Here is a 22,786-nt window from a genome sequence, read left to right on the forward strand (position 1 = left end):
CGGACTAGACCACCGTGGTGATGCACTGTCAATGTTGCGTGCTTGCACGAGACTTCGAGCAGTTTCGCGCAACCGGAAGGGAGGGGGCCGACTGCGCGGCCGCCGACAGGGCCCGGTCCGCGCGAATCGCCAGCAGCGGCGCCGACCAGGCCAGGCACGCGTACCAGCCCAGCAGGACACAGACGCCGAACGTGGCTGGTCCGGCCGGGGCCAGAACTCCCGTGGCGGTGGCGGCGATCGCCCACAGCGCCCCGAGGGCGACTTCGGGCCACACCGGCCACAGTGCCGCGAGCCCCTTCGGCAGCGCGGGAAACTTGTCGGTCCGCCGCCACGGCCGGTGCATGGTCCACCACGAAGGCAGCACGGCGGCCCACGTGATGTGGTGCAGCGCCGTCTGCGCCCAGACCGCGCGCGCCGCCTGCCGCGCCGGGGCGCCGAGCACCCGGCGCAGCAGACACCAGCGCAGCGCGAGCCCGTCAAGGGCGAGCAGCACGGCCACCGCGGGCAGCGCCGGATCCCACGGCACCTCGCCGCCGGCCATCAGGACGCCGCCGAGGACGGCCGCGCACCCCATGCCGACCGCCGTGCAGGCCGCGCGGGTCATCTCCCGGGCGCCGTGGTGGGCGTGCAGCAGTTTGTGCCATCCGGTCATCCTGGACGTGGGCGCCCAGCGCCCGGGCAGTATCAGCCGCCAGTGCCTGCGCAGTTCCTGCGCGGGCCCGAAGACCCAGCGGGCGCGCTGGCGGCGGTAGCCGCCGAACGTCTCCGGGACCAGACCGTGCCCGAAGCCCTCGTCGAAGTAGTGCGAGCGGTACCCCGCCGCGTGCAGCCGCAGGGACAGCTCTGAGTCCTCGGAGCTGCACCACTGCGCCCAGCCGCCGACCTCGCGCAGCGCCGAGGCCCGGATCAGACACATGGTGCCCGCCACGATCGCGGCCCCGCGCTCGGCGCGCGCCACCAGGTACGTCCCGTACATCTGCCGGTATTCCCAGTAACAGCCGCTCAGATAGGGGCTGTTCCGCCAGTCCCGGTAGTCGTGGCGGGTCTGTACGAAGCCGGTCCCGGGGTCGTCGAAGAGCGGCACGAGCCGGGACAGGAAGTCGGGGCGCGCCTGGTAGTCGGCGTCCAGGACGGCCACCACGCGCGCCTGCGAACTGGCGTGCTCCATCGCATAGTTGAGCGCCCCGGCCTTGGCGCCGGCCAGGCCCTCCACATGATGGAACCGGAAGCGCTCCCCGAGCCGCGCGCAGTGCTCGCGCACCGGCTGCCACAGCGCCGGGTCGGCGGTGTTGTTGTCGACGACCAGCACCTCGTAGTCCGCGTACCGCTGCGCGGCCAGCGCGTCGAGCGTCGCGACGACCACCTCGGGCGGCTCGGCGTGACAGGGCACCTGCACGCTCACGAAGGGGCCGGTGAACCGCTCGCGCGCCGGCGGCTCGTGCGGAGCGCGCCAGGTGTCACGCAACAGCCGCTCCTGGTTGAGGTACGTGTCGAGCAGGAGCAGCAGCATCCGGGGCACACCCGCCACCAGCCACACCGTCAGGGCCACGCGCGCCGCCCACGCGCCTTCCCGCGTGGTCACGGCGGAGGCGCACCAGGCGAGCAGGGCCAGGTGCGCCGCCACGGACACCGGCACCGCGATGCGCCCCGCCGGACGCAACGCCCCGGTCAGCGGCCGCGCCGCGAGCCACAGCACCGGCACGAGGGCCACCAGGAGCAGCACCTCACCCGACAGCACCCGCCCGTGGGCGACCGTCGCCGCCGCGCCCGCGAGCGCAAGCACAAGGGCCCACTCGCCCACAACTCGCGCCGCACGGCGCGACGTTCGCCGGCCCACCAGCACGGTCGCCCCGGTGTGCGCAGCCGCCAGCGTCACCGCCACGCTGCCCGTAAACGACATGCCTGTCGTCACGCCACTCCTAGGTGTCACATGTCCAGCCCCCCCCGGGGGGTGAACTACACCGTCCGCTGGAGCCGTTCGTTCGCCTTGTGCATGTGGTCCGCCATCGCGCGGTCCGCGCCGTCGGGGTCGTGGGAGCGGATGGCGTCGACGACCGCGCCGTGTTCGCAGAGGGTGCCGCTGATGGTGCCCTCAAGGTCGTTGACGCGCTCCATCCAGACCTGGAGCAGGGCGCGGATGGAGTGGAGTATGTCGCTGAGCACGGAATTGCCCGCGATATGGGCGATCTCCAGGTGGAAGGCGATGTCCGCCTCGACGAACGCCTCCGTGCCGCCGTCCGCACCGGCCCGGCGCAGCGCCGCGTGCAGCTCGTCGAGGCGCTCGATGTCCTCGGGGCGGGCGCGCTCGGCGGCGAGCCGGGCCGAGACACCTTCCATGTAGCGGCGCACCTCGACCAGGTCCTGGGTGCGGCGCTGACCCAGCATCAGGCCCCAGTTGATGGCCTGCGGGAGGAAGTCCGACGTGCCCTCGCGGACGTAGGAGCCGGAGCCGGGCCGGATCTCGATGATGCCCAGCACGTCGAGCGCCGAGAGGGCGCCGCGCACGCTGGAGCGGGCGACGTTCAGCGCCTCGGCGAGGTTGCGTTCGGCGGGCAGCCGGGTGCCGGGCTTGATGTTGCCCGCGGCGAGGTGGTCGAGCAGCCGCTTGGCGACCTCGGTCACGGTCGACTCGCGCACCACGGGGCGCAGAAGTCGGGACAGGTCGGCGGGGTCGTCCTGAGGCGTACTGGTCACCGCGTAAGTACATCAAACACAGCGGCGGCACATGCAAGCACCTGCGCGGTACGCGGCGGTGCGCACGGCCGCGCGCGGGTGCGGGCGCGTATGACATCAGCCGCGAAAGTGCAGGTCAAGGGGTTCATGCGGCCGGAAATCTGTGAGTCTCGACACGGCGGTAAATTGGTTACCAATTAACCGGTCGGGACTAACGTGAGCGGTGCCGGACAGAGCAGTCCGGAGCGAGTGAGGAGTCGCCATGGGTGCCCTGCCTTCCCTGGAGGCCGGCCAGTCGGCCGTCGAGAAATCGGCGATCAGGAAATTCACCGTCCGGATCGTGCCCTTTGTGGCGCTGATGTTCTTCGTGAACTATCTGGACCGCACCGCGGTCTCGTTCGCGGAGTCGAACGGCATGAGCCAGGACCTGGGGCTCACGGCCGCTCAGTACGGATTCGCCTCGGGTGTCTTCTTCATCGGCTACATCGTTCTGGAAGTCCCCAGCAACATGGCGCTGCACCGCTTCGGCGCGCGCCGCTGGCTCGCCCGGATCATGGTGACCTGGGGCATCGTCTCGCTCCTGTTCACCTGGGTGCAGTCGACGGAGCAGCTGTACTGGCTGCGCTTCGTCCTCGGTGTCGCGGAGGCCGGATTCTTCCCCGGCGCGATCCTCTTCCTCTCCCAGTGGGTGCCGCAGCGGCACCGCACCAAGGTGCTCGGCCTCTTCTACCTGGCCCAGCCGCTCACCACCGTCTTCGGCGCCCCGCTCGCCGGCTGGCTGATCAGCCACCACGGCCTCTTCGGCCTGGAGGGCTGGCGCGTGATGTTCCTGTTCGTGTCGCTGCCCGCGATCGTCCTCGGCCTGGTCGGCTGGTTCTACCTCAAGGACAGGCCCGCCGACGCCGGCTGGCTGACCGCGGAGGAGGCGAACTGGCTGACCAGCGAGCTGGAAGCGGAGAACGCGGAGAAGACCGGCCACGGAGACGAGCAGGGCAAGAAGGGGAGCGGGCACGGCAAGGCCGATCTCCTCGCCGCCTTCACCAACGGCCGCGTCTGGATCCTCTCCGTCGTCTACTTCGGCTTCGTCTACGGCCTGTACGCGCTCGCCTTCTTCCTGCCCACCATCATCAGCGGCTTCGAGGACCAGTTCGGCACCTCGTTCTCCGTGATGGACAAGGCGTGGATCACCGCGATCCCGTATCTGCCGGCCGCGATAGTCCTCTACTTCTGGTCCCGCGACGCCACCCGGCGCGGCACCAAAACCTGGCACGTGGCAGCCCCGGCGATCGTCGGTGGTGTCTCCATCCCCGTCGCGCTCTACATGAACTCGCCGTCCGCCACGGTCGCCGTCATCACCGTGACCGCCTGCGCGATCTTCGCCGCGCTCCCGGTGTTCTGGGCCGTGCCCTCCCGGTTCCTGACCGGCGCCGCCGCCGCGGCCGGTATCGCCCTCATCAACACGATGGGCAACGTCGCCGGATTCGCGGCCAGTTACGTCACCGGCTGGCTGCACGACTGGACCGGCGCCTACTACGTACCCCTGTTCCTCGTCGGCGCGCTGATGCTCGTCTCGGCCGCCCTGATGATCGCGCTCGCCTCCCGTGGCCGCCGCACCGGCACGGACGCCGAGTACGCGGAGGTCTCGAAGTGACCCGCATAGCCAACGACCCCGCCGACTTCGCCCACGAAGCGCTCGACGGCTTCGTCGCCGCCCACCGCCGCTGGGTCCGCTCCGTCCCCGGTGGCGTGGTCAGGGCGGGCGGCACCGCCCCCGGCCAGGTCGCCCTCGTCATCGGCGGCGGCTCGGGCCACTACCCGGCCTTCTCCGGCCTCGTCGGCCAGGGCCTCGCGCACGGCGCCGCCGTCGGCAACGTCTTCGCCTCGCCGTCGGCCCGGCAGATCCACGACGTGGCCGCCGAGGCGGACAACGGCGCGGGTGTCCTCCTCGCCTTCGGCAACTACGCGGGCGACGTCCTGCACTTCGGGCAGGCCGCCCAGCGCCTGACCGCCGACGGCATCCCCGCCCGCACCCTCGCCGTCACCGACGACATCTCCTCGGCCACCGCCGACGAGCACCACAAGCGCCGGGGCATCGCCGGGGACCTCCCCGTCTTCAAACTCGCCGCCGCTGCCGCCGAACGCGGCGCCACCCTCGACGAGGTGCACGCCACGGCCGCCCGTGCCAACGAACGCACCCGCTCCTTCGGCGTCGCCTTCACCGGCTGCACCCTGCCCGGCGCCGAACAGCCCCTGTTCACGGTCCCCGAGGGGCGGATGGCCGTCGGCCTCGGCATCCACGGCGAACCGGGCATCGGCGAGCAGGACGTCCCCGACGCCAAGACCCTCGCCGCCCTCCTCGTGGACAGCCTCCTCGCCGAACTGCCGCAGGTGCGCGGCGGCCGGGCGGCCGTGCTCCTCAACGGCCTCGGCTCCGTCAAGTACGAGGAGCTGTTCGTGCTGTACGGGGAGGTGGACCGGCTCCTCGCGGCGGCAGGCGTGACCGCCGTCGACCCCGAGGTCGGCGAGCTGTGCACCAGCTTCGACATGGCCGGTGTGTCGCTCACCCTGACCTGGCTCGACGACGAGCTCGCCGAGCTGTGGCAGGCACCCGCCGACGCCCCCGCCTTCCGCAAGGGAGCCGTCACCCCGACTCCCGCGCACGAGAAGACCACCACCCGGCAGCCGGTCACCGCCGACACACCACCGCCTGCCGACGCCGACTCCCGAGCCACCGCCACCCGCGTCCTCGCCGCGCTCGCCGCCACCCGCACCACCGTCGACACCCACGCCGACGACCTCGGCCGCATCGACGCCGTCGCCGGAGACGGTGACCACGGCATCGGCATGCGGCGCGGCTCGCACGCCGCCCACGCCGAGGCGGAGCGCGCGGTCGCCGCGGGCGCAGGGGCCGGAACCACGCTGCGGCTCGCCGGAGACGCCTGGGCCGACGAGGCGGGTGGCACATCGGGCGCGCTGTGGGGTGCGATGCTCCGCGCCCTCGGCGACACCCTCGGTGACACCGGGCGGCCCACCCCGGCCCGGGTCGCCGAAGGTGTCTCGGCCGCCGACCGCGCCGTACGCGAACTCGGCGGCGCGCAGGTCGGCGACAAGACGATGGTCGACGCCCTCGTCCCGTTCGCCGCGGCCCTGAACGACGCCGTCGACGACTCCGACGACTCCCTCGGCGACCGGCTCGCCCCCGCCTGGGCCACCGCCGCCTCCGCCGCGGAGGACGCCGCCCGCGCCACCGCCGACCTGCTGCCCCGCATGGGCCGCGCCCGCCCGCACGCCGAGAAGGCACTCGGCACCCCCGACGCGGGCGCCCACTCATTCGCCCTGATCACGAGGGCCGTCGCGGGCGTCCTCGCGGCCACCTGAACCACGTACCGAACACCCCGGAACCAGCAAACACTGTCAAGGAAGTTGGTCATGACCGACAAGCTCCGCATCGTCATCGGCTGCGACGACGCAGGACACCAGTACAAGGAGGCCCTGAAGCGGGACCTCCAGGCCAGCGAGCTGGTCGCCTCCGTCGCCGACGTCGGCGTGGACGCCGAAGGGCACACCGCGTACCCGACCATCGCCATCGAGGCCGCCGAGCGCGTCGCCCGTGGCGAGGCCGACCGGGCGCTGCTGATCTGCGGCACCGGGCTCGGCGTCGCCATCGCCGCCAACAAGGTCAAGGGCATCCGGGCCGTCACCGCCCACGACTCCTTCTCCGTCGAGCGCGCCATCCTCTCCAACAACGCCCAGGTCCTCACCTTCGGCCAGCGCGTCGTCGGCCTCGAACTGGCCCGCCGCCTCGCCGCCGAGTGGCTCACCTACCGCTTCGACGAGCAGTCCGCATCGGCCGCCAAGGTCCAGCTGATGAGCGACTACGAGGCCGCCTGATGGATGCCCCCGTGCTGCTCGGCGTGAGCCTGAAGATGTACTTCGGCCACCACGAGACCCTCAACTGGTCCCGCCGCATCGTGCAGTTGGCGGACCGGCACCCGGCCGTCACCAGCGGCAGTGCGCGCCTGTTCGTGCTGCCCTCCTTCCCGGCGATCGTGCCGGTGGCCGGGATCCTCGCGCGCAGCGGCGTCGACGTCGGCGCGCAGGACCTCGCCACGGAGGACGCGGGCGCCTACACGGGCGAGGTGTCGGGTCCTTACCTCAAGGAGATCGGCTGCCGCTACGCCGAGGTCGGACACGCCGAGCGCCGCCGCCTGTACGGGGAGGGGGACACGGTCGTCGCCGCGAAGACCGCCGCCGCGCTGCGCAGCGGCCTCACCCCGGTCCTGTGCGTCGGCGAACTCGACCCCGTGGACCCGGCGGAGGCCGCGCGCCGCACCGTCGCCGAGGCCGCCCGACTCCTCTACGGCCTGGACGGCCCCGTCGTCCTCGCCTACGAACCGCAATGGGCCATCGGCGCCCCCGAACCGGCTTCGCCCGAACACATCACCACGGTGTGCGCGGCACTGGGGGAGTGGCTCAACTCCCGTGCCCAGCACGCCGGTTCGACCGTGATCTACGGCGGCAGCGCGGGCCCCGGCCTGCTCACCCGCATCGGCGGCGCCGTCGACGGCCTCTTCCTGGGCCGCTTCGCCCACGACCCGGACGCTGTCGCCCGCATCCTCGACGAGGTCGACGCACGGGAGGCGGTGGCGTAATGGCGTACGGCATCAGCACCTACGCGTACTTCTGGCGCATCTCGTCGCGCGCGCCCGAGCCCATGACCGCCCTGGACATGCTCCGGGACATCCACCAACTAGGCGGCCAGGTCTTCCAGATCTGCGACTACGCGCCCATCGAGACGTACGACGACGCCCGGCTCGCCGAGTTGAGGACGGCCGCAGCCGACCTCGGTGTCACCCTCGAACTCGGCACCCGCGGCATCGCCCCGGACCATCTGGAGCGCTACCTCCGCATCGCGGAGCGGCTCGGAGTCACCTTCGTACGCTCCATGCTGCACACCACCGACCACAAGCCCGGCGTCGAAGAGTCGACCGCCCTGCTGAAACAGGTCATCGGCCGGTACGAGGAGCAGGGCGTCACGCTCGGCCTGGAGACGTACGAGCAGGTGGCCACCGCCGACCTCGTCGACGTCGTCCGCGCCGTCGACAGCCCCCGCCTCGGCATCGTCCTCGACCCCGGCAACTGCGTGGCCCGCCTGGAACTCCCGTCCCAGGTGGTCGAGTTGGCGGCGCCGTACGTGGTGAACGTGCACGTCAAGGACTTCGCGTTCAGCCGCAGGGACGGCTGGGTGGGCTTCACCTACGCAGGAGCCCCGCTCGGCACCGGCCTCCTCGACTACCAGTCGATGATCGCCGCCGTCCGCGCGCACGCCCCCGACCCCGCGTCGGTCAACCAGATCGTGGAGCACTGGCTCCCGTGGCAGGACGGCGGCTTCGACGCCACCGCCGAGCTCGAACACCAGTGGACACACCACAGCATCAGCACACTCCTGAACCTCCCGAAAGGCGAATGAACATGGCCGCCGAGAACAACAAGACCGTTGCCGTCATCGGGGCCGCCGGCAAGATGGGCCAGCGTGTCTCCAACAACCTGGTCGAGAGCGACTTCACCGTCCTCTTCTCCGAGAACTCGCCCAAGGGGCAGGAGCTGATCCGCTCCCTCGGTCGTGAGCTGACGGACTCCGAGGCCGCAGCCCAGCGGGCCGACGTGCTGATCCTGGCTGTGCCGGACATCGTCCTCGGCACCGTCTCCGAGCAGCTCGTCCCGCTCCTGAAGCCGGGCGCCGTCGTCCTCACCCTCGACCCGGCGGCCGCGTACGCGGGCCTGCTGCACGCGCGCGGCGACGTCCACTACGTGTGCGCCCACCCCTGCCACCCCTCCGTCTTCCTGCAGCGCAGGACGCAGGCCGAACTCGACGACACCTTCGGTGGCATCGCGGCCCCGCAGGAGGTCGTCGCCGCCTACGAGGGTGGCGACGCGGAGAAGCAGGCGCTCGCCGAGTCCGTGATCCGCGTGATGTACGCGCCGGTCGTCGACGTCCACTGGGTCACCGTCAAGCAGCTCGCCGTCCTGGAGCCGACCCTCGTCGAGACCATCGCCTGCATGGTCGGCGCGCTCCTCAACGAGGCGCTGCACGAGACCGTGCACACCGTCGGCGTCCCGGAGAAGGCCGCCCGCGCCATGCTCCTCGGCCACACCCAGGTCGCCCTCGCCAACACCCTCAAGGGCGACAACCCGTTCTCCGACGCCTGCCTGATCGCCATGGACTACGGCCGCGACTCCATCGTCAAGGACGACTGGAAGAAGGTCTTCGACGACGGCGAACTCGACAAGGTCATCACGAAGATGCTGAAGATCAAGGAAATCAAGCGCTGAACCGAAGCGTGACGCACATGTGCCGGCCGCGGCGGAATTCTCCGCCGCGGCCGGCACACTGCGTATCCGCTCCCGGATCAGTAGATGTTCGCAGCCACGTCCGCGCCGTCCTCGCGGCCCGCGTTGATCTGGGCCCGCAGCGAGATCTCGTCGTACACGCGGACCTCCTTCACGATGCGGCCGTCCTGGATCAGGAACTGCGAGACACCCATGACCGTCACCGGCTTGCCCGTGAGGGGGCCGAAGGTGGGGGTGCCCCGGTACGTGCCGTTCATGGTCCACGTCACGGCGATCCGCAGGCCCGCGTACCGCTCGGCGTGGTGGGCCTGGACGTCCAGGACGGAGAACCGGGCGTCGGGGAAGGGCCCGACCATCTCCAGGAGGTCCGCCTGGTAGCGCTCGGGGCGGATGACGGTGCGGTCGCCGATGGTGTGCAGGAACAGGTCGCGGGACATGAAGTCGTTGACCTTGTTGAGCTGGCGCTGCGACCACACCTGCTCGATGAAGTCGAGAACCATCTCGCACTCGGGACGGAAGTCGTCGGGGCGCGGCCCGCTGACACCCTCCAGGAGCACGTCCTTCGGCGGCGCCTCCGTCATCGACCCGGTGTAGCCCTGGAACTGCCGCTCGCGCGCGGCCTCGTCCGGGTCGATGCCCAGCTGCAGGCAGTCCGCCAGATCGTCGCGCACCACCCACTCCTCGACCATGCGGCCGCGCCGGTACAGGCAGTTGGCGATGGTGCGCTTGCGGACCCGGATGTTCCGGCCGTCGTGCAGGTGCTCGTCGGCGGAGAAGACGAGGTGCGAGCTGAGGAAGGCGTCGTCGCCGCGGGCCTCCCACACGACGTCCTCGGCCTGCCCGATGTGCCCCGGCACGGCGGCCATGCGCATCGTGCTGCCCTCGATGACACCGTCACGGCCGACGACCGTGCCGAGGCTGGCGTGCACGATCGAGTCGGGCTCGTAGTTCTCGACGATGTGGTCGATGTCGCGCGCGACCCAGATGCGGTCGGTCACCTCGCGGATGAATTCGTCCGGGTCGTTGTACGGCTGGTAGGCGACGGGGTCGAGGGCCATGGTGGTTCTTCTTCCGTTCCAGTGCGGTGTGAATGCGTATGTAGCGTGACTGATGTGAGGGGTGCCGGGCAAGGGGTGCCAGGACACGGGTTCAGCTGGTCTTCGGTGTCTCGCGACGGGGGAACTTGTCGGCTCCCAACTGGCTTCGGTACGTCTCCGTCATGAAGGTGCTGACGACGACGAGGGCCAGGACGGCCCCGGCTGCCAGATAGGCCCACACGGCGTAGATGGTGCCGAAGGTGTCGACGAGCAGCGTCGCCACGAACGGGGTGATCCCCATGAAGACCGAGAACGAGCTGTTGTAGGCGATGGCGCTCGCGCTGAACCGGGTGCGGGTGGAGAAGAGCTCCGCCGCGCAGACCGTGATGATGCCGGTGAGGAAGAACTCCGGTACCAGGTAGATGATTTGGCTGGCGATCGCCGCGCCGAAGGTGGCCTCCTCGCCGACCCGGAAGGCCAGTGGCACCAGCACGATGCAGGCCACGGCGCCCGTGATGAGCATCGGCTTGCGGCCGATGCGGTCCGAGAGCTTTCCGGCCAGCGGCAGCAGCGGGATGAGGACGGCGATCGAGATCGCGTTGGAGGCCAGACCCATCCAGCGCGGCAGACCGAGGGTGTCCGTGAGGTACTGCGGATAGAACGTGACCCAGGTGTAGGACAGGATCGCGCACATGATGGAGATGCCGCAGTAGACCAGGATCGGCCGCCACTGCGAGCGAAGCGCCTCGCGCACAGGGGACTTCACCACATTGGCGCCGTCGTCGGTGGCCCGCACGAACTCCGGGCTCTCCGAGATGCGCCGCCGCATCCACAGGCCGACCAGGCTGAGCGGGACCGCCAGCAGGAAGGGGATCCGCCAGCCCCACGAGTCGAGGGCGGGACCCTCGAACACCCAGCTGGTCAGGGCGGCGACGCCGGCGCCCGCGAGGGTACCGACGAAGCAGCTGTTGGAGGCGTACGAGGTGTAGTAGGCGCGGCGGTTGGGCTCCGCCCACTCGACGATGAACGCCACCGCGCCGACGTACTCGCCGCCGGAGACGACGCCCTGGACCACGCGGAGCGCGAGCAGCAGGAGCGGCGCCAGGATGCCGACCTGGTGGTAGGTGGGAAGGACGGCCACCAGAGCGGTGGAGACGCCCATGGCCATCAGGGTCCACAACAGTGTCTTCCTGCGGCCCACCCGGTCGCCCCAGCGGCCCAGGACGGTCCCGCCGAGCGGACGGACCAGACAGGCGATCGCGATGATCGCGTAAGTGCCCAGCACGGCCACGGTCTTGTCGCTCTCGGGGAAGAACGCCGGGGCCATGATCGGCGCCATGTAGCCGTACAGGCCGTAGTCGAACTGCTCGACGAAGTTACCGACACTGCCCGCGCCGATGGCGCGGCGAATCGCGCTCCGCCGCTCCGCCTCGTCGGGGGCGTCTTGTGGGGCGGTGCGGGGTGGCGCTGCAGAGGACATGGCTGCTCCGATCGCGCGGCGGATGAGGGGTGTGCATGCCGAAGTGCATACGTATGAATCGGGGGTTAGTGGTGAACCGTAGGGTTCGGTGGGTGGGGCGTCAAGAGGTGCGGACGGGGCGGGCCAGCGCGCTCATGGTGTCCATCAGCACGTGCGCCATGTTGAAGACGGTCAGCCGGGCACCCGACTCCTCGGCGGCCCGCGCCGACGGCAGGTCCGGCACGATGGACATCACCGTACGCCCGTGCTCGTACGCCGCCCGGTGAGCCTGCTGGAGCAGCTCCTGCACGACCGTCGGCTCCGGGAAGCCGCAGTCCGCCGCGAGGTCGGCGGGGCCCACCAGGACCGCGTCCACGCCCTCGGTGCCGGCGATCGCGTCGGCGGCGGCGCAGGCGCGCTCCGTCTCCACCATCGCCACGACCAACGTCTCGCGGGACGCGGCCACGTGCTCGGCCGCTGTGACCGTGCCGAACCGCCCCGACCTGCTGTACGTGGCGAAGCCCCGCTCGCCCCACGGTGGATAGTGGCTCGCGGCCACCGCCCGGCGGGCGTCGTCGGCGCTGTCCACGTGCGGGTGGACGAGCCCGGCGGCCCCCAGGTCGAGAGCCCGCAGCGCCAGGGCGGGCTCGGCGGTGCCGACCCGTACCAGCACGTCGATGCCGTGCGCCTCGGCGGCCATGATGTGCTGCTGGAGCAGCGCGGCGTCCGCGGGGCCGTGCTCGCAGTCGATGAGTACGTAGTCGAGACCGGCGACGCCCGCCATCTCCACCAGCGTCTCCGACGGCAGCCGCAGCAGTGCGCCGCGCAGCGAATCGCCGTCCTTCAGGCGCTGCTTGAGGCTGCGGCGCGGGGTGCGGTGGGCCGTCATCGTGCCACCATCCCCGCCGACAGGTCGACATCGGCGCCGCACATGCCACGCATCCGCAGCATCGCGGTCACCGCCTCGCCGACCTCCTCCTCGGTCACCATCCGGCCGAGCGCCGCACGGGACACGAACGCCTCCTCGGCCTCGGCGTAACTGCTGCCCGTCCGCTCGGCCTCCAGGCGGAAGTTCCGCTCCATGCGCGGACCCGAAACCGGGCCGGGCGACAGGGAGTTGACCGTGACGCCCTTCGGGCCGACCTCGCCCGCCAGGGTCGTCGTAAGGCCGATGACCGCCATCTTCGACGCGCAGTACGGGGTGCGGCGCAGCAGCGGACGCTTGCCCGACACCGAGGCCACGTTGATGACATCACCCGAGCCGCGCCGCGTCATGGCCGGCAGGAACGCCCGGCACATCAGGAACACACCTCGTACGTTGATGTCGAAGACCTCGTCCCACTCCTCGGGCGAGATGTCCGTCAGCGGTGCCACCGGGCCCGCGACGCCCGCGTTGTTGACCAGGATCGAGATCTCCTCGTCCGCGAGGGCCGAGGCGAGCGCGTCGACCTCGGCGGGCCGCGACACATCACACACCTGAGGCACCACGTTCGGGCCGAGGTCGTCGGCGGTGCGCTTCAGGGTGTCCACGTCCCGCCCCGTGATCACCACGCGGGCGCCGTCGGCAAGCAGGGAACGGGTGATGGCCCGGCCCAGGCCGCTGCCGCCGCCGGTGACGAGCGCCGTCCGTCCGGACAGCGGAGCCGTGCGCCCGGCCGTCGTGCGGTCGCTTGCCATGCGCTCGCTCGTCATGCGCCCGCCTCCTCGTTCCACTCCAGCACCCTGTCGCCGTACTTCGCGGCCCGTACGTCGCCGGAGCGCGCGTGCCCCTCGAAGAGCTCGACGCGCGCGGCGCGCCCGCACACCTCGCCGAGCAGCGCCGACGAGGCGGTGTCGGTGACCTCCTGGTGGGTGACCGTCTTGAGGTACTTGCCGACCCACAGGCCGCCGGTGTAGCGGGCGGCGCCGCGCGTGGGCAGCACATGGTTGGTGCCGATGACCTTGTCGCCGTAACTGACACACGTACCTTCGCCGAGGAACAGCGCGCCGTAGTCACGCATCTTGTCCAGCGCCTGGCGCGGGTTCTCGGTCAGCACCTCGACGTGCTCGCTCGCGTACGAGTCGGCGACCTCGAAGGCCTCGTCGAGGGTGTCGGTGACGACGATCTCGCCGTGGTCGCGCCAGGCGGGACCGGCGAAGTCCTTCGTCGGCATGCCCGGCAGCAGCCGCTCGATGTGCCGCTCGACCTCGCGCCCCAGCTCCTCGGACGTGGTGACGAGGACGGCGGGGGAGTCCGGGCCGTGCTCGGCCTGGGAGAGCAGGTCGACGGCGACCACGAAGGGGTCCGCGTGCTCGTCCGCGACCACCAGGATCTCCGTGGGCCCGGCGAACAGGTCGATGCCCACCTCGCCGAACAACTGGCGCTTCGCCTCGGCCACATACGCGTTGCCGGGGCCCGCCAGCATCGGCACGCTGCCGATGGTCTCGGTGCCCACGGCGAGCGCCGCGACGGCCTGCACGCCGCCCAGCAGATAGATCTCGTCGGCGCCCGCAAGGTGCATCGCCGCCACCGTCGCGGCGGGGATCTCGCCGCGGATGGGCGGCGTGCAGGCGGCGACCCGGGGCACGCCCGCGACCTTGGCGGTCACGATCGTCATGTGCGCCGATGCGGTCAGCGGGTAGCGGCCGCCCGGCACATAGGCGCCGGCGCCGGAGACGGGGACGTGCCGGTGGCCGAGGCGGACGCCGGGCAGCGTCTCGATGTCCACGTCGAGCATGGAGTCGCGCTGCGCCTGCGCGAAGGTGCGCACCTGCTTCTGCACGAACCGGATGTCGTCGAGGACGGTGTCCGGGACGTCGGCGACGATGCGCTCGATCTCCCCGGGCGAGAGCCGGAAGGACTCCGGGCTCCAGTTGTCGAACTTCTCCGAGTACTGGCGCACCGCGTCGTCGCCGCGCTCGCGGACGTCGTCGAGGATGGCGCGCACCCGGTCGGCGACATCCGCGCGGGCGGCGCTCACCTGGGCGGCGGGGACGGGGGACTTGAGGTGTCGGGGCATGACGACTCTCTTCAACTGGGTGGAACTGTCAGAGGGTTGGGACTGCGGCGGGGTGTATCCGTGGATCTCTGGGCGGATCCGTCAGGGGGTGGGGACTGCGGCGCGCCCGGCCACGTCCCGAAGTGCCGCGCTCACGGCGTCCGGGCGCTGCCACGGCAGCAGGTGTCCGGCGTCGGGCAGTTCGCGCATACGGGCGTCGGGCAGCGACTCGTTGATGGCGTGGTGGAAGGCGGGCGGGCAGAGCGCGTCCCGGGTGCCGGAGAGGACGACGGCCGGGCAGCGCGCGGTGCGCAGCGTGGCGAACGCGTCCTGGCGGGTGGCCTGCGCGGCGAGCTGGGCGCGTGCCGCGTCGGGCCCGACGGCCGCCGCCATCCGGCGGTAGCGGCCCGCGCCCTCGGGCGTCGGACGCCCGTCGGGGAACATCCCCGGCAGCGTACGCTCGACCACGTCCGCGAACCGGCCGTCGGCGACGAGCGCGTCCAACTCCCGCCAGGAAGCGTACTGTTCGGGGCTTGGGGCCGCCGCGTTGGTCGCCATGACGCACATTCCGGCGATCCGCTCCGGCGCCCTGCGCAGCGCCTCGAATCCGACGATGGCCCCCAGGCTCAGCCCGACGAGCACGAACGGCCCCTCCACGGCGGCCAGTACGTCCTCGGCGAGCGCGCCGATGCCCGGCCGCCGCAGCTCGACGTGGCGCACGGGGTGGCCCTCGGGAAACGTCACGTCCGACCACAGGCTCGCGTCGCAGAGCATGCCGGGCACCACGACCAGGGGCAGCGGCACGCCGGTCACCAGCGGCGCGCGGAGCGCGGGAGCAGGGCGTACGGGGCGACGTAACCGTTGTGGTCGAGGCCCAGGCCCGCGTCGGCGGCGCACTTGTGGACCTCCTCGTCCCACTCCAACCGCACCCTGCCGTCACCGGAGTTGACCACCAGCAGGTCGCCCTCCTCCTCGCCGACGTTGCGCAGCGTGCGCCAGGCGTCCTGCGGCACCGACACCATGTCGCGCGGGCCGAGCCGCACCGTGACGGGGTCCGTGCGGTTGAGGGTGATCTCCCACTCGCCGTCCTTGACGATCAGAGTCTGCGTCTCGTGCTGACGGTGCAGCGAGACACCCTGCCCCGGTTCGGCGCGCAGCCAGGCCACGTTGTGGCCGTGCGGGTTGAACACCCGCGGCTCCTGGTGGAGGTCCTCGGTCATGCCGTACCCGATGACGCAGCTCAGGCGGGCGCCGCCGCCGGGCAGGGTGCTGTCCAGGAACGGGCGCTGCGACCACACGAGTTCGTCGGCCGCGGCGACCCGGCGCTTCATGTCGTCGGCGCTGTAGTGCCGCAGCCGGTCGATGTACTCCTGCGCCATGGGCGTGACCCGCTCGGACTCCGGCGGAAGGGTGTCCCCGGCGACCGTGTCGATGAGCTGGTTGTCGGCGCTGAGGTACAGGCCGTGCTCCGCCGCCTCGCGCAGCACGGAGGGGCCCCAGATGATGCCACCGGTGTGGTCCATGCCGAGCACCGTGAACAGCCAGCCGTCGTCAGGACCCGTGTTGGTGAAGCCGCGGAAGATCCAGGTGGGCACGGACACGATGTCCCCGGCCTTCATGGGGAGCTCGCCCTCCTCGCCGTCGGCGCCCCAGCGCAGCAGGTACTCGCCCGCGGTGCAGACGAACACCTCGGCGGTGTAGTGCAGATGCAGATTGTTGGTGATGCCGTGCGGCATGGCGGCGGCGCCGATGTTGTAGCCGTGCGGCAGCCGGAGGTTCACATGCTGGCCCGCGGCCTGCGAGACGCCCGGCCCGATCATGGCGTAGTTCTCCTTCCGGTCCGAGCCGGGCGTACGGCAGTCGATGAAGGCCTGGTTGCAGGAGACGAAGTCGCTGCGGCGCACGGTACGGCGCTCGAGCTCGGAGGTGGACACGGTGACATCGGGCATGGCGGAACTCCATCGCTGGGCATCATGGAATACGTATGTATAGCCATGACAGAGGTATGTGGTGTGTCGTGTCAAGAGGGTGTGGCGCATCTTCTGTCCGGCCGACCCGGCAACGGCATACGTATACTGGTACGGCTGCCGGTACCGAGGAGAGGGAGTCATGGGGATCACGAGTCACGACGTCGCGAGACTCGCAGGTGTCTCGCAGCCCACGGTGTCCCGCGCCCTGCGTGACGACCCCCGCGTGTCCCTTGCCACGCGCGAGAAGGTCAAACGGGCCGCCCAGGCGCTCAACTACGTACCCAGCGAGGCGGGCCGCACCCTGTCGACCCGGGCGACCCGCCGCGTGGGCGTCATCGTGACCGACATGACCAACCCGTTCTACCCGCACGTCGTCGCCCCGCTCCATGACGAGCTGCGGCAGCTCGGCTACCGGATGATGCTGCTCACCGAGCGCTCCGACGAAGCGGTCGCCGAGGAGAAGCTGCTCGACCAGTCGCTCGACGGTGTCGTCCTCGCGACGGCCACCACCGACTCCCGGCTGCCCGCCCTCCTGGAGCGGCGCGGCATGCCGTACGTGTTCCTCAACCGGGACACCGGCCGGCCCGGCGACTTCGCCTCCGTCGTCGACAACGAGGGCGGCGGACGCCTCGTCGCGCGGCAGCTCGTCGGGCTCGGCCACCGGCGCATCGCCGGCATCTTCGGCGCGGCCAACACCACGACCGGCCGCGACCGCGAACTGGGCTTCCGGCTCGCCCTCGCCGACGCCGGCATCGGGCTGCCGGAGGACCGCGTGGTGCGCGGCGCCTTCGAGTACGAGACCGGTTACGCGGCGCTGCCCGCGCTCCTGGAAGCGGCCGAACCGCCCACCGCCGTGTTCTGCGGCAACGACGTGGTGGCCATCGGTGTCCTCAACGCCGCGCTCGCGGCGGGCGTCAAGGTCCCCGACGACCTCACCGTCATCGGCTTCGACGATCTGCCGATGGCCGACTGGGAGGTGTTCCGGCTGACCACGGTCCGCCACGACCTCGGTGAACTCGCGTGCCAGGCGGCCCGGTTGCTGGCCCGCCGGATCAGCGGCGAGGTCGACCCGGCGGGCGAGCGCCTCGTCCTGCCGACCGAGTTCGTGCCCCGGGCCACCCACGCCGAGCTCCGCTGATCCGGCGCGCCGGGACCCGCGACGGGCCCCGGCCCGGGCGTGGCCGGCCTGGACGTGGCCGGCCTGGACGTGACCGGCCTGGGCGTGACCGGCGCGGTCAGAGCCGCTTGCGCAGCGCGTCCGGGATCGCGTCGAAGGCGCCGGAGTCGCGGCCGATCCGGTCGATGCGCAGGGTGGCGGTCTCGCCGTGGGCGGCGAGGCCCTCGAACGCCGAGATCCGTTCGACGGCCGGGGCGAGCGCCGCCGTGCCCTCCTTCGCGGCCCGCTGGTACGTCAGCGGCTTCAGGAACCGGGACACCGACAGGCCCGCGTTGTAGCGCGCGGTCTTGCCCGTCGGCAGCACGTGGTTGGTGCCCGCGATGCCCTTGTCGGAGTACGCGACCGTGGACCACTGGCCGATGAAGAGGGAGCCGTAGTTGGTGAGGTTCTCCAGGTAGAAGTCGTCGTCCTCGGTGTGCACCTCAAGGTGCTCGGGGGCGATGACATCGGCGACGGCGACGGCGGCGTCCCGGTCCTCGACCACGATGACGGAGCCGAAGTCGCGCCACGCCGGTCCCGCGATCTCGCGGGTGGCGAGGGAGGCGAGCTGTCGCTCCATCTCCGCGACGACGGCCCGGCCGGTCTTCTCCGACGTGGTGATCAGCGCGGCGGGGGAGTTCGGGCCGTGCTCGGCCTGCCCCAGCAGGTCGGCCGCGACCCACACCGGGTCGGCGCTGTCGTCGGCGATGACGGCGACCTCGGAGGGGCCTGCCAGCAGGTCGATGCCGACCTGGCCGAACAGCTGCCGCTTGGCCTCGGTGACGAACGCGTTGCCCGCGCCGACCAGCATGTCGACCGGCGCCTCGCCCAGCAGCCCGAAGGCCATCGCGCCGAGCGCCTGGACGCCGCCGAGGGCGAACACCCGGTCCGCGCGGGACAGGTAGGCGCCGTACAGGACCGCAGGGTGGGCGCCGTGCTCACCGGAGGGCGGCGTGCAGGCCACCACCGTGGGGACACCCGCCGTCTTCGCGACGTTGACCGTCATGAACGCGCTGGCGAGCAGCGGGAACCGGCCGGCCGGGAGGTAGGCGCCGACGCGGGAGACCGGCACGTACCGCTGGCCGCCCTTCACGCCGGGGGCGAGTTCGACCTCGAAGTCGGTCAGGTGCTCGCGCTGCGCGGCGGCGAACCGGTGGGTGCGCTCGTAGCCCATCTCCAGGGCGGTGCGGACGTCGGCGGGCAGGGCGTCCCCCGACTTCTTCAACTCGGCCTCGGAGATCTCCAGTTCACCGGACCAGCCGTCGAGTTCCTGGGCGTAGCCGCGGACCGCGTCCATGCCCTTGTGCTCGATGTCCTTGAGCATCGCGGAGACGCGCTCGACCACCTTCGGGTCGCGCTGGGCGGGCGGTCCGTCGACGGACGGCTTCTTGAGCCACGTGAGGGGAGGGAGGGCCTGGGCTTCGTCGTGCGTGATCTGCATGGCGAGGACGCTAGACGGGTCGGAGCCACAGGACTAGAGGGGCGATTCCTGTCCAATCCACAGGGTTTACCTGTGCTGGGGGATGCGGGCCGCTCAGAGGCTGCGCTCGGCGCGTATCTCGCGGAGGGTGTCCTCGGCTATGCGGACGAGTTCGCGGGTGGCGCGGGACAGGGGGTGTCCCCGGCGGCGTACCAGCGCGATGGTGTCGTAGAGGGGGTCGGCGAAGCGGGCCGTGCGCAGTCCTGCGGGGAAGGCCGGGCTGTCGACGACGGCGCGGCTCGCGATGGTGTCGCCGACGCCTGTGGCCACCAACTTAAGTGCGGCCTCGATGTGTTCGAGCTCGATGAGCGGGTCGACGCGGACGCCCGCGTACTGCGCGCGTTCCGCGAGCTGCCGCCGGGTCGGGTCCTGCCAGCCGTAGTGGGCGTCGTACAGGACGAGCGGGGCCCGCGCGAAGTCCTCGATGGTGACCGGTGCGCCGGTGCGCTCCTCGCTCGCGCTGACGTAGTACACCTCGTCGCGCAGCAGCGGCGTGACCTGGAGTTCCTCGTCGTCGATGGGGAGGACGACCAGGCCGGCCTCGATGCGGCCCGCCGCGACCGCCGCCGCCGTCTCCGCCGAGTTCTGCCCGACGAGCCGCACCCGTACGTCCGGGTAGCGGGCGTGGAACAGCTGGACCAGGTTGGACAGCAGGTAGTAGTCGGCGTTGCGCAGCACACCGAAGGTGGCGGTGCCACCGCCGAGCGAGCCGAGGGAGTGCACGGCGCGGGTGCCACCGTCGGCGGCGGCCACGGACTGCTGGGCGTACGGCAGGAGTTCCTGCCCGGCGGAGGTGAGGGCGAGGGTCCGGCTGCCGCGCACGAACAGCTCGGCGTCCAGCTCCGCCTCAAGGCGGCGCACCAGTTCGGAGGCGGATGCCTGGGCCATGTCGAGGGCCCGCGCGGCGGCGGTGAACGAGCCGAGCCGCTCCGCCTCCACGAAGGCCCGCAGTTGGGTGAGTGTCATGCGGCCACAGGCTAGCCCTGTGGTTCGCGCAGGGAACACGGGGGTTGTCCGATGGCGGGTGGGCTGGTTGGCTCGTGCGGGCCCCCACACACCTTGCCCGGAGGTCCCTCCCGCCGATGTCCAGTCCCCTGTCGCTCTGCCTCGTCCAGTCGGCCGCACACCATCACGCCGCCGAGGACACCCTGGACGCGTTCGCGGCGGACGTACGCCGTGTCACCCGCGCCCACCCCGGCGCCCGGCTGCTGGTCTACCCGGAGCTGCACGTGTGCGGCCACCGGCCCGACGAGGACCCGGAAGCGGTCATGACGGCGGCGGCCGAGCCACTGGACGGCCCGCGCGGCGCCCGCCTCGCCGACCTCGCGCGCGAGGTGGGTGTGTGGCTCGTGCCCGGCAGCGTCTACGAGCGCGGGGCCGACGGCCTGATCTACAACACGGCGCCCGTGTACTCGCCGCGGGGCGAACGGGTGGCGGCGTACCGGAAGGTCTTCCCCTGGCGGCCCTACGAAACCACCGCGTCCGGCGGGGAGTTCGTCGTCTTCGACATGGGCGAGTACGGGCGCGTGGGCCTGTCCATCTGTTACGACGCATGGTTCCCCGAGGTCACCCGCCACCTCGCCTGGCAGGGTGCCGACCTCGTCCTCAACCTGGTCCGCACACCGACCGTCGACCGCGCACAGGAACTCGTCCTGGCCCGCGCCAACGCGATCGTCAACCAGGTGGCCATGGCCAGCGTCAACGCCGCCCAGCCCGACGGCGTCGGCCGCAGCGTCGTCGTCGACCCCGAGGGCCGGGTGCGCGCCGAGGCCGGGACCGCCACGGACCAGATCGTCACGGACGTCCTCGACCTCGGCGAGGCCCGCAGGGTGCGCACGCACGGAACGGCGGGCCTCACGCGGGTGTGGGACCCGTTCGCGGAGGGGCAGGCGCCGCTCGAACTGCCCCTGTACGAAGGCCGGATCGACCCCGCGCGGTGGCGGGCGGCCACGCGCGACCCGTCAGCGTAGCCACACCGTGGTCCACGCGGGCAGCTCTCCCTCCGCCAGCGGGCCCGACGCGAGCAGCACCGTGCCGTCCTCCGGCAAGGGGCGTGGTGTGTCGGAGAGGTTGGCGAGGGTGTGCCAGGTGCCGCCGTTGCGGGTGAAGTGGACCAGGCCCGGCGTCGCGTCGGCCCACTCCAGTGTCTCGTCCGCGACCAGCTCCCTGCGCAGGCGCAGCGCCGCGCGGTACAGCTCCAGGACGGAGCCCTTTTCGCCGGTCTGGGTGTCGGCGGCGTACGCGCCCCAGTCGGCGGGCTGCGGCAGCCACGAACCTCCGCTGCCGAAGCCGCAGTTGGCGCCTTCGCGGGTCCACGGCAGTGGCACGCGGCAGCCGTCCCGGCCCTTGACACGGCCGCCGCTGCGCACCCAGATCGGATCCTGGAGGTCATCGGCGCGCAGGTCGCAGACCTCAGGCAGGCCCAACTCCTCGCCCTGGTAGAGGTAGGCGGAGCCCGGCAGGGCCAGCATCAGCAGGGTCGCGGCACGCGCCTTGCGCAGGCCCAACTCCCAGTCGGGGGACGGGTGCTGTCCGTCCGTCATGAGCCAGGCCGCCACGTCCGCCTTGGAGGCGCCGGCCGGCAGTGCGTACCGGGAAGGGTGGCGCACCACGTCGTGGTTGGAGAGCACCCACGTACTGGTGGCGCCGCAAACGCGGGCGTCGGCGAGCGCGCGATCGATGGTGGCCCGCATCGCGTCCGCGTCCAGAGGTGTGTCGAGGAAGTCGAAGTTGAACGCCTGCCCGAGTTCGTCGGCGGAGGCGTACGGGGCGCGCCGCGACGAGCGCACCCAGGCCTCGGCCACCGCGAAGCGCGGCGGCTCGTACGCGTCGAACACCCGCCGCCAGCCACGGTAGATGTCATGGACCGCGTCCCGGTCCCACAGCGGGTGGCTGCCGTCGTCGGGCAGCGCGCCGGGCTGGTAGCTGAGGGCGTCGCCCAGATCGCGCAGCGGCTCGCGCAGATCCTTCGCGAGGCCGTGCGCGACATCGACGCGGAAGCCCGCGACGCCCCGGTCCGACCAGAACCGCAGCGTGGTGTGGAAGTCCTCGCGGACCTCGGGGTTGTCCCAATTGAAGTCCGGCTGCTCGGGAGCGTAGAGATGCAGGTACCACTGGCCGTCTGCGACGCGCGTCCAGGCGGGGCCGCCGAAGCTGGACGGCCAGTCGGTGGGCGGGAGCTCGCCGTGCTCGCCGCGGCCGTCACGGAACACATAGCGCTCGCGGGCGGCCGAACCGGGCCCGGACGCCAGGGCCTCCTGGAACCAGACGTGCTGGTCCGATGAGTGGTTGGGGACGATGTCCACCATGACCTTCAGGCCGAGGCGCTCCGCCTCGGCGACCATCGCGTCGAAGTCGTCGAGGGTGCCGAGCCGCGGATCCACGTCCCGGTAGTCCGCGACGTCGTACCCGCCGTCGGCCAGCTCCGAGGGATAGAAGGGGCTCAGCCACACCGCGTCCACCCCGAGGTCCGCGAGGTGCGGCAGCCGGGAGGTGACACCTCGGATGTCGCCGATGCCGTCACCGTCGGCGTCGGCGAAGCTGCGCGGATAGACCTGGTAGACGACGGCCTGCCGCCACCAGTCGGCGTCGACGCAGGTGCCGGCGGAGGTGCCGACGGGGTGGGGACGCTGGGGCATGTGAGGGCCTTTCGGGGTGGGGTTTTTCAAGGTGGCGGGTACGG

General features: G+C 71.6%; 20 protein-coding genes. 8 read left to right on the forward strand and 12 right to left on the reverse strand.

What is annotated here, in order from left to right; translation table 11 throughout:
* Positions 1-28: 28 nt before the first annotated feature.
* Together RBJ65_RS21870 and RBJ65_RS21875 are read right to left on the reverse strand one after the other, a co-directional pair.
* Positions 29-1,912, reverse strand: coding sequence for a glycosyltransferase (locus RBJ65_RS21870; RefSeq protein ID WP_306316793.1), 1,884 nt, complete (start codon positions 1,910-1,912; stop codon positions 29-31).
* A 44-nt stretch (positions 1,913-1,956) separates the two neighbouring features.
* Positions 1,957-2,694: a FadR/GntR family transcriptional regulator gene (locus tag RBJ65_RS21875; protein ID WP_306316792.1), complete on the reverse strand. Its 738-nt coding sequence runs from the start codon at positions 2,692-2,694 to the stop codon at positions 1,957-1,959.
* 241 nt (positions 2,695-2,935) lie between these two features.
* Between RBJ65_RS21875 and RBJ65_RS21880 the strand changes: the two genes are divergently transcribed.
* The 6 genes from RBJ65_RS21880 to RBJ65_RS21905 are packed head-to-tail and all read left to right on the forward strand — an operon-like array spanning position 2,936 to position 9,006.
* Positions 2,936-4,324, forward strand: coding sequence for an MFS transporter (locus RBJ65_RS21880; protein WP_306316791.1), 1,389 nt, complete (start codon positions 2,936-2,938; stop codon positions 4,322-4,324).
* Positions 4,321-6,051, forward strand: coding sequence for a dihydroxyacetone kinase family protein (locus RBJ65_RS21885; RefSeq protein WP_306316790.1), 1,731 nt, complete (start codon positions 4,321-4,323; stop codon positions 6,049-6,051). Before RBJ65_RS21880 ends, RBJ65_RS21885 begins: the two co-directional genes overlap by 4 nt.
* Before the next feature lie 51 nt (positions 6,052-6,102).
* Complete coding sequence (locus tag RBJ65_RS21890; RefSeq protein WP_306316789.1) at positions 6,103-6,564, forward strand: ribose-5-phosphate isomerase; 462 nt, start codon at positions 6,103-6,105, stop codon at positions 6,562-6,564.
* Positions 6,564-7,325: a triose-phosphate isomerase family protein gene (locus RBJ65_RS21895; RefSeq protein WP_306316788.1), complete on the forward strand. Its 762-nt coding sequence runs from the start codon at positions 6,564-6,566 to the stop codon at positions 7,323-7,325. The genes RBJ65_RS21890 and RBJ65_RS21895 overlap by 1 nt, the downstream gene beginning before the upstream one ends.
* Positions 7,325-8,143, forward strand: a complete 819-nt coding sequence (locus tag RBJ65_RS21900; RefSeq protein WP_306316787.1) for a sugar phosphate isomerase/epimerase — start codon at positions 7,325-7,327, stop codon at positions 8,141-8,143. The genes RBJ65_RS21895 and RBJ65_RS21900 overlap by 1 nt, the downstream gene beginning before the upstream one ends.
* A gap of 2 nt (positions 8,144-8,145) precedes the next feature.
* Complete coding sequence (locus tag RBJ65_RS21905) at positions 8,146-9,006, forward strand: phosphogluconate dehydrogenase C-terminal domain-containing protein (RefSeq protein ID WP_306316786.1); 861 nt, start codon at positions 8,146-8,148, stop codon at positions 9,004-9,006.
* Between the two features lie 77 nt (positions 9,007-9,083).
* Here RBJ65_RS21905 and RBJ65_RS21910 read toward each other — a convergent pair whose 3' ends face one another.
* From RBJ65_RS21910 to RBJ65_RS21940, 7 genes are all read right to left on the reverse strand, one after another.
* Entirely contained in the window at positions 9,084-10,082 is a 999-nt protein-coding gene (locus RBJ65_RS21910; protein ID WP_306316785.1) for an ester cyclase, read from the reverse strand.
* A 91-nt stretch (positions 10,083-10,173) separates the two neighbouring features.
* Positions 10,174-11,541, reverse strand: coding sequence for an MFS transporter (locus RBJ65_RS21915; protein ID WP_306316784.1), 1,368 nt, complete (start codon positions 11,539-11,541; stop codon positions 10,174-10,176).
* A 100-nt stretch (positions 11,542-11,641) separates the two neighbouring features.
* On the reverse strand, positions 11,642-12,409 hold the full coding sequence (locus RBJ65_RS21920) for an HpcH/HpaI aldolase/citrate lyase family protein (protein WP_306316783.1): 768 nt from the start codon (positions 12,407-12,409) through the stop codon (positions 11,642-11,644).
* Positions 12,406-13,212 carry an SDR family NAD(P)-dependent oxidoreductase gene (locus tag RBJ65_RS21925; protein WP_306316782.1) on the reverse strand — a complete coding sequence of 269 codons (807 nt, stop codon included), beginning with the start codon at positions 13,210-13,212 and terminating at the stop codon, positions 12,406-12,408. Before RBJ65_RS21925 ends, RBJ65_RS21920 begins: the two co-directional genes overlap by 4 nt.
* Positions 13,209-14,519: a histidinol dehydrogenase gene (hisD, locus tag RBJ65_RS21930; protein WP_306316781.1), complete on the reverse strand. Its 1,311-nt coding sequence runs from the start codon at positions 14,517-14,519 to the stop codon at positions 13,209-13,211. The genes RBJ65_RS21925 and hisD (RBJ65_RS21930) overlap by 4 nt, the downstream gene beginning before the upstream one ends.
* An 81-nt stretch (positions 14,520-14,600) precedes the next feature.
* On the reverse strand, positions 14,601-15,302 hold the full coding sequence (locus tag RBJ65_RS21935; RefSeq protein WP_306316780.1) for an alpha/beta fold hydrolase: 702 nt from the start codon (positions 15,300-15,302) through the stop codon (positions 14,601-14,603).
* 5 nt (positions 15,303-15,307) lie between these two features.
* Positions 15,308-16,447, reverse strand: coding sequence for a cupin domain-containing protein (locus RBJ65_RS21940; RefSeq protein WP_306316779.1), 1,140 nt, complete (start codon positions 16,445-16,447; stop codon positions 15,308-15,310).
* 160 nt (positions 16,448-16,607) lie between these two features.
* On the opposite strand from RBJ65_RS21940, the gene RBJ65_RS21945 reads away from it, so the two are divergent.
* Complete coding sequence (locus RBJ65_RS21945; protein WP_306316778.1) at positions 16,608-17,606, forward strand: LacI family DNA-binding transcriptional regulator; 999 nt, start codon at positions 16,608-16,610, stop codon at positions 17,604-17,606.
* A gap of 97 nt (positions 17,607-17,703) precedes the next feature.
* Here RBJ65_RS21945 and hisD (RBJ65_RS21950) read toward each other — a convergent pair whose 3' ends face one another.
* Positions 17,704-19,065, reverse strand: coding sequence for a histidinol dehydrogenase (gene hisD / locus RBJ65_RS21950; RefSeq protein WP_306316777.1), 1,362 nt, complete (start codon positions 19,063-19,065; stop codon positions 17,704-17,706).
* Positions 19,066-19,158: 93 nt separating this feature from the next.
* Positions 19,159-20,070, reverse strand: a complete 912-nt coding sequence (locus tag RBJ65_RS21955; protein WP_306316776.1) for a LysR family transcriptional regulator — start codon at positions 20,068-20,070, stop codon at positions 19,159-19,161.
* Positions 20,071-20,186: 116 nt separating this feature from the next.
* Here RBJ65_RS21955 and RBJ65_RS21960 point away from each other — a divergent pair, with 116 nt between their 5' ends.
* Entirely contained in the window at positions 20,187-21,074 is an 888-nt protein-coding gene (locus tag RBJ65_RS21960; RefSeq protein ID WP_306316775.1) for a carbon-nitrogen hydrolase family protein, read from the forward strand.
* Here RBJ65_RS21960 and RBJ65_RS21965 read toward each other — a convergent pair.
* Positions 21,066-22,742, reverse strand: a complete 1,677-nt coding sequence (locus RBJ65_RS21965; protein WP_306316774.1) for a glycoside hydrolase family 13 protein — start codon at positions 22,740-22,742, stop codon at positions 21,066-21,068. The genes RBJ65_RS21960 and RBJ65_RS21965 overlap by 9 nt on opposite strands.
* Positions 22,743-22,786: the final 44 nt, after the last annotated feature.

The organism is Streptomyces sp. KL109B (genome assembly GCF_030766935.1).
Classification (GTDB): Bacteria; Actinomycetota; Actinomycetes; order Streptomycetales; family Streptomycetaceae; genus Streptomyces.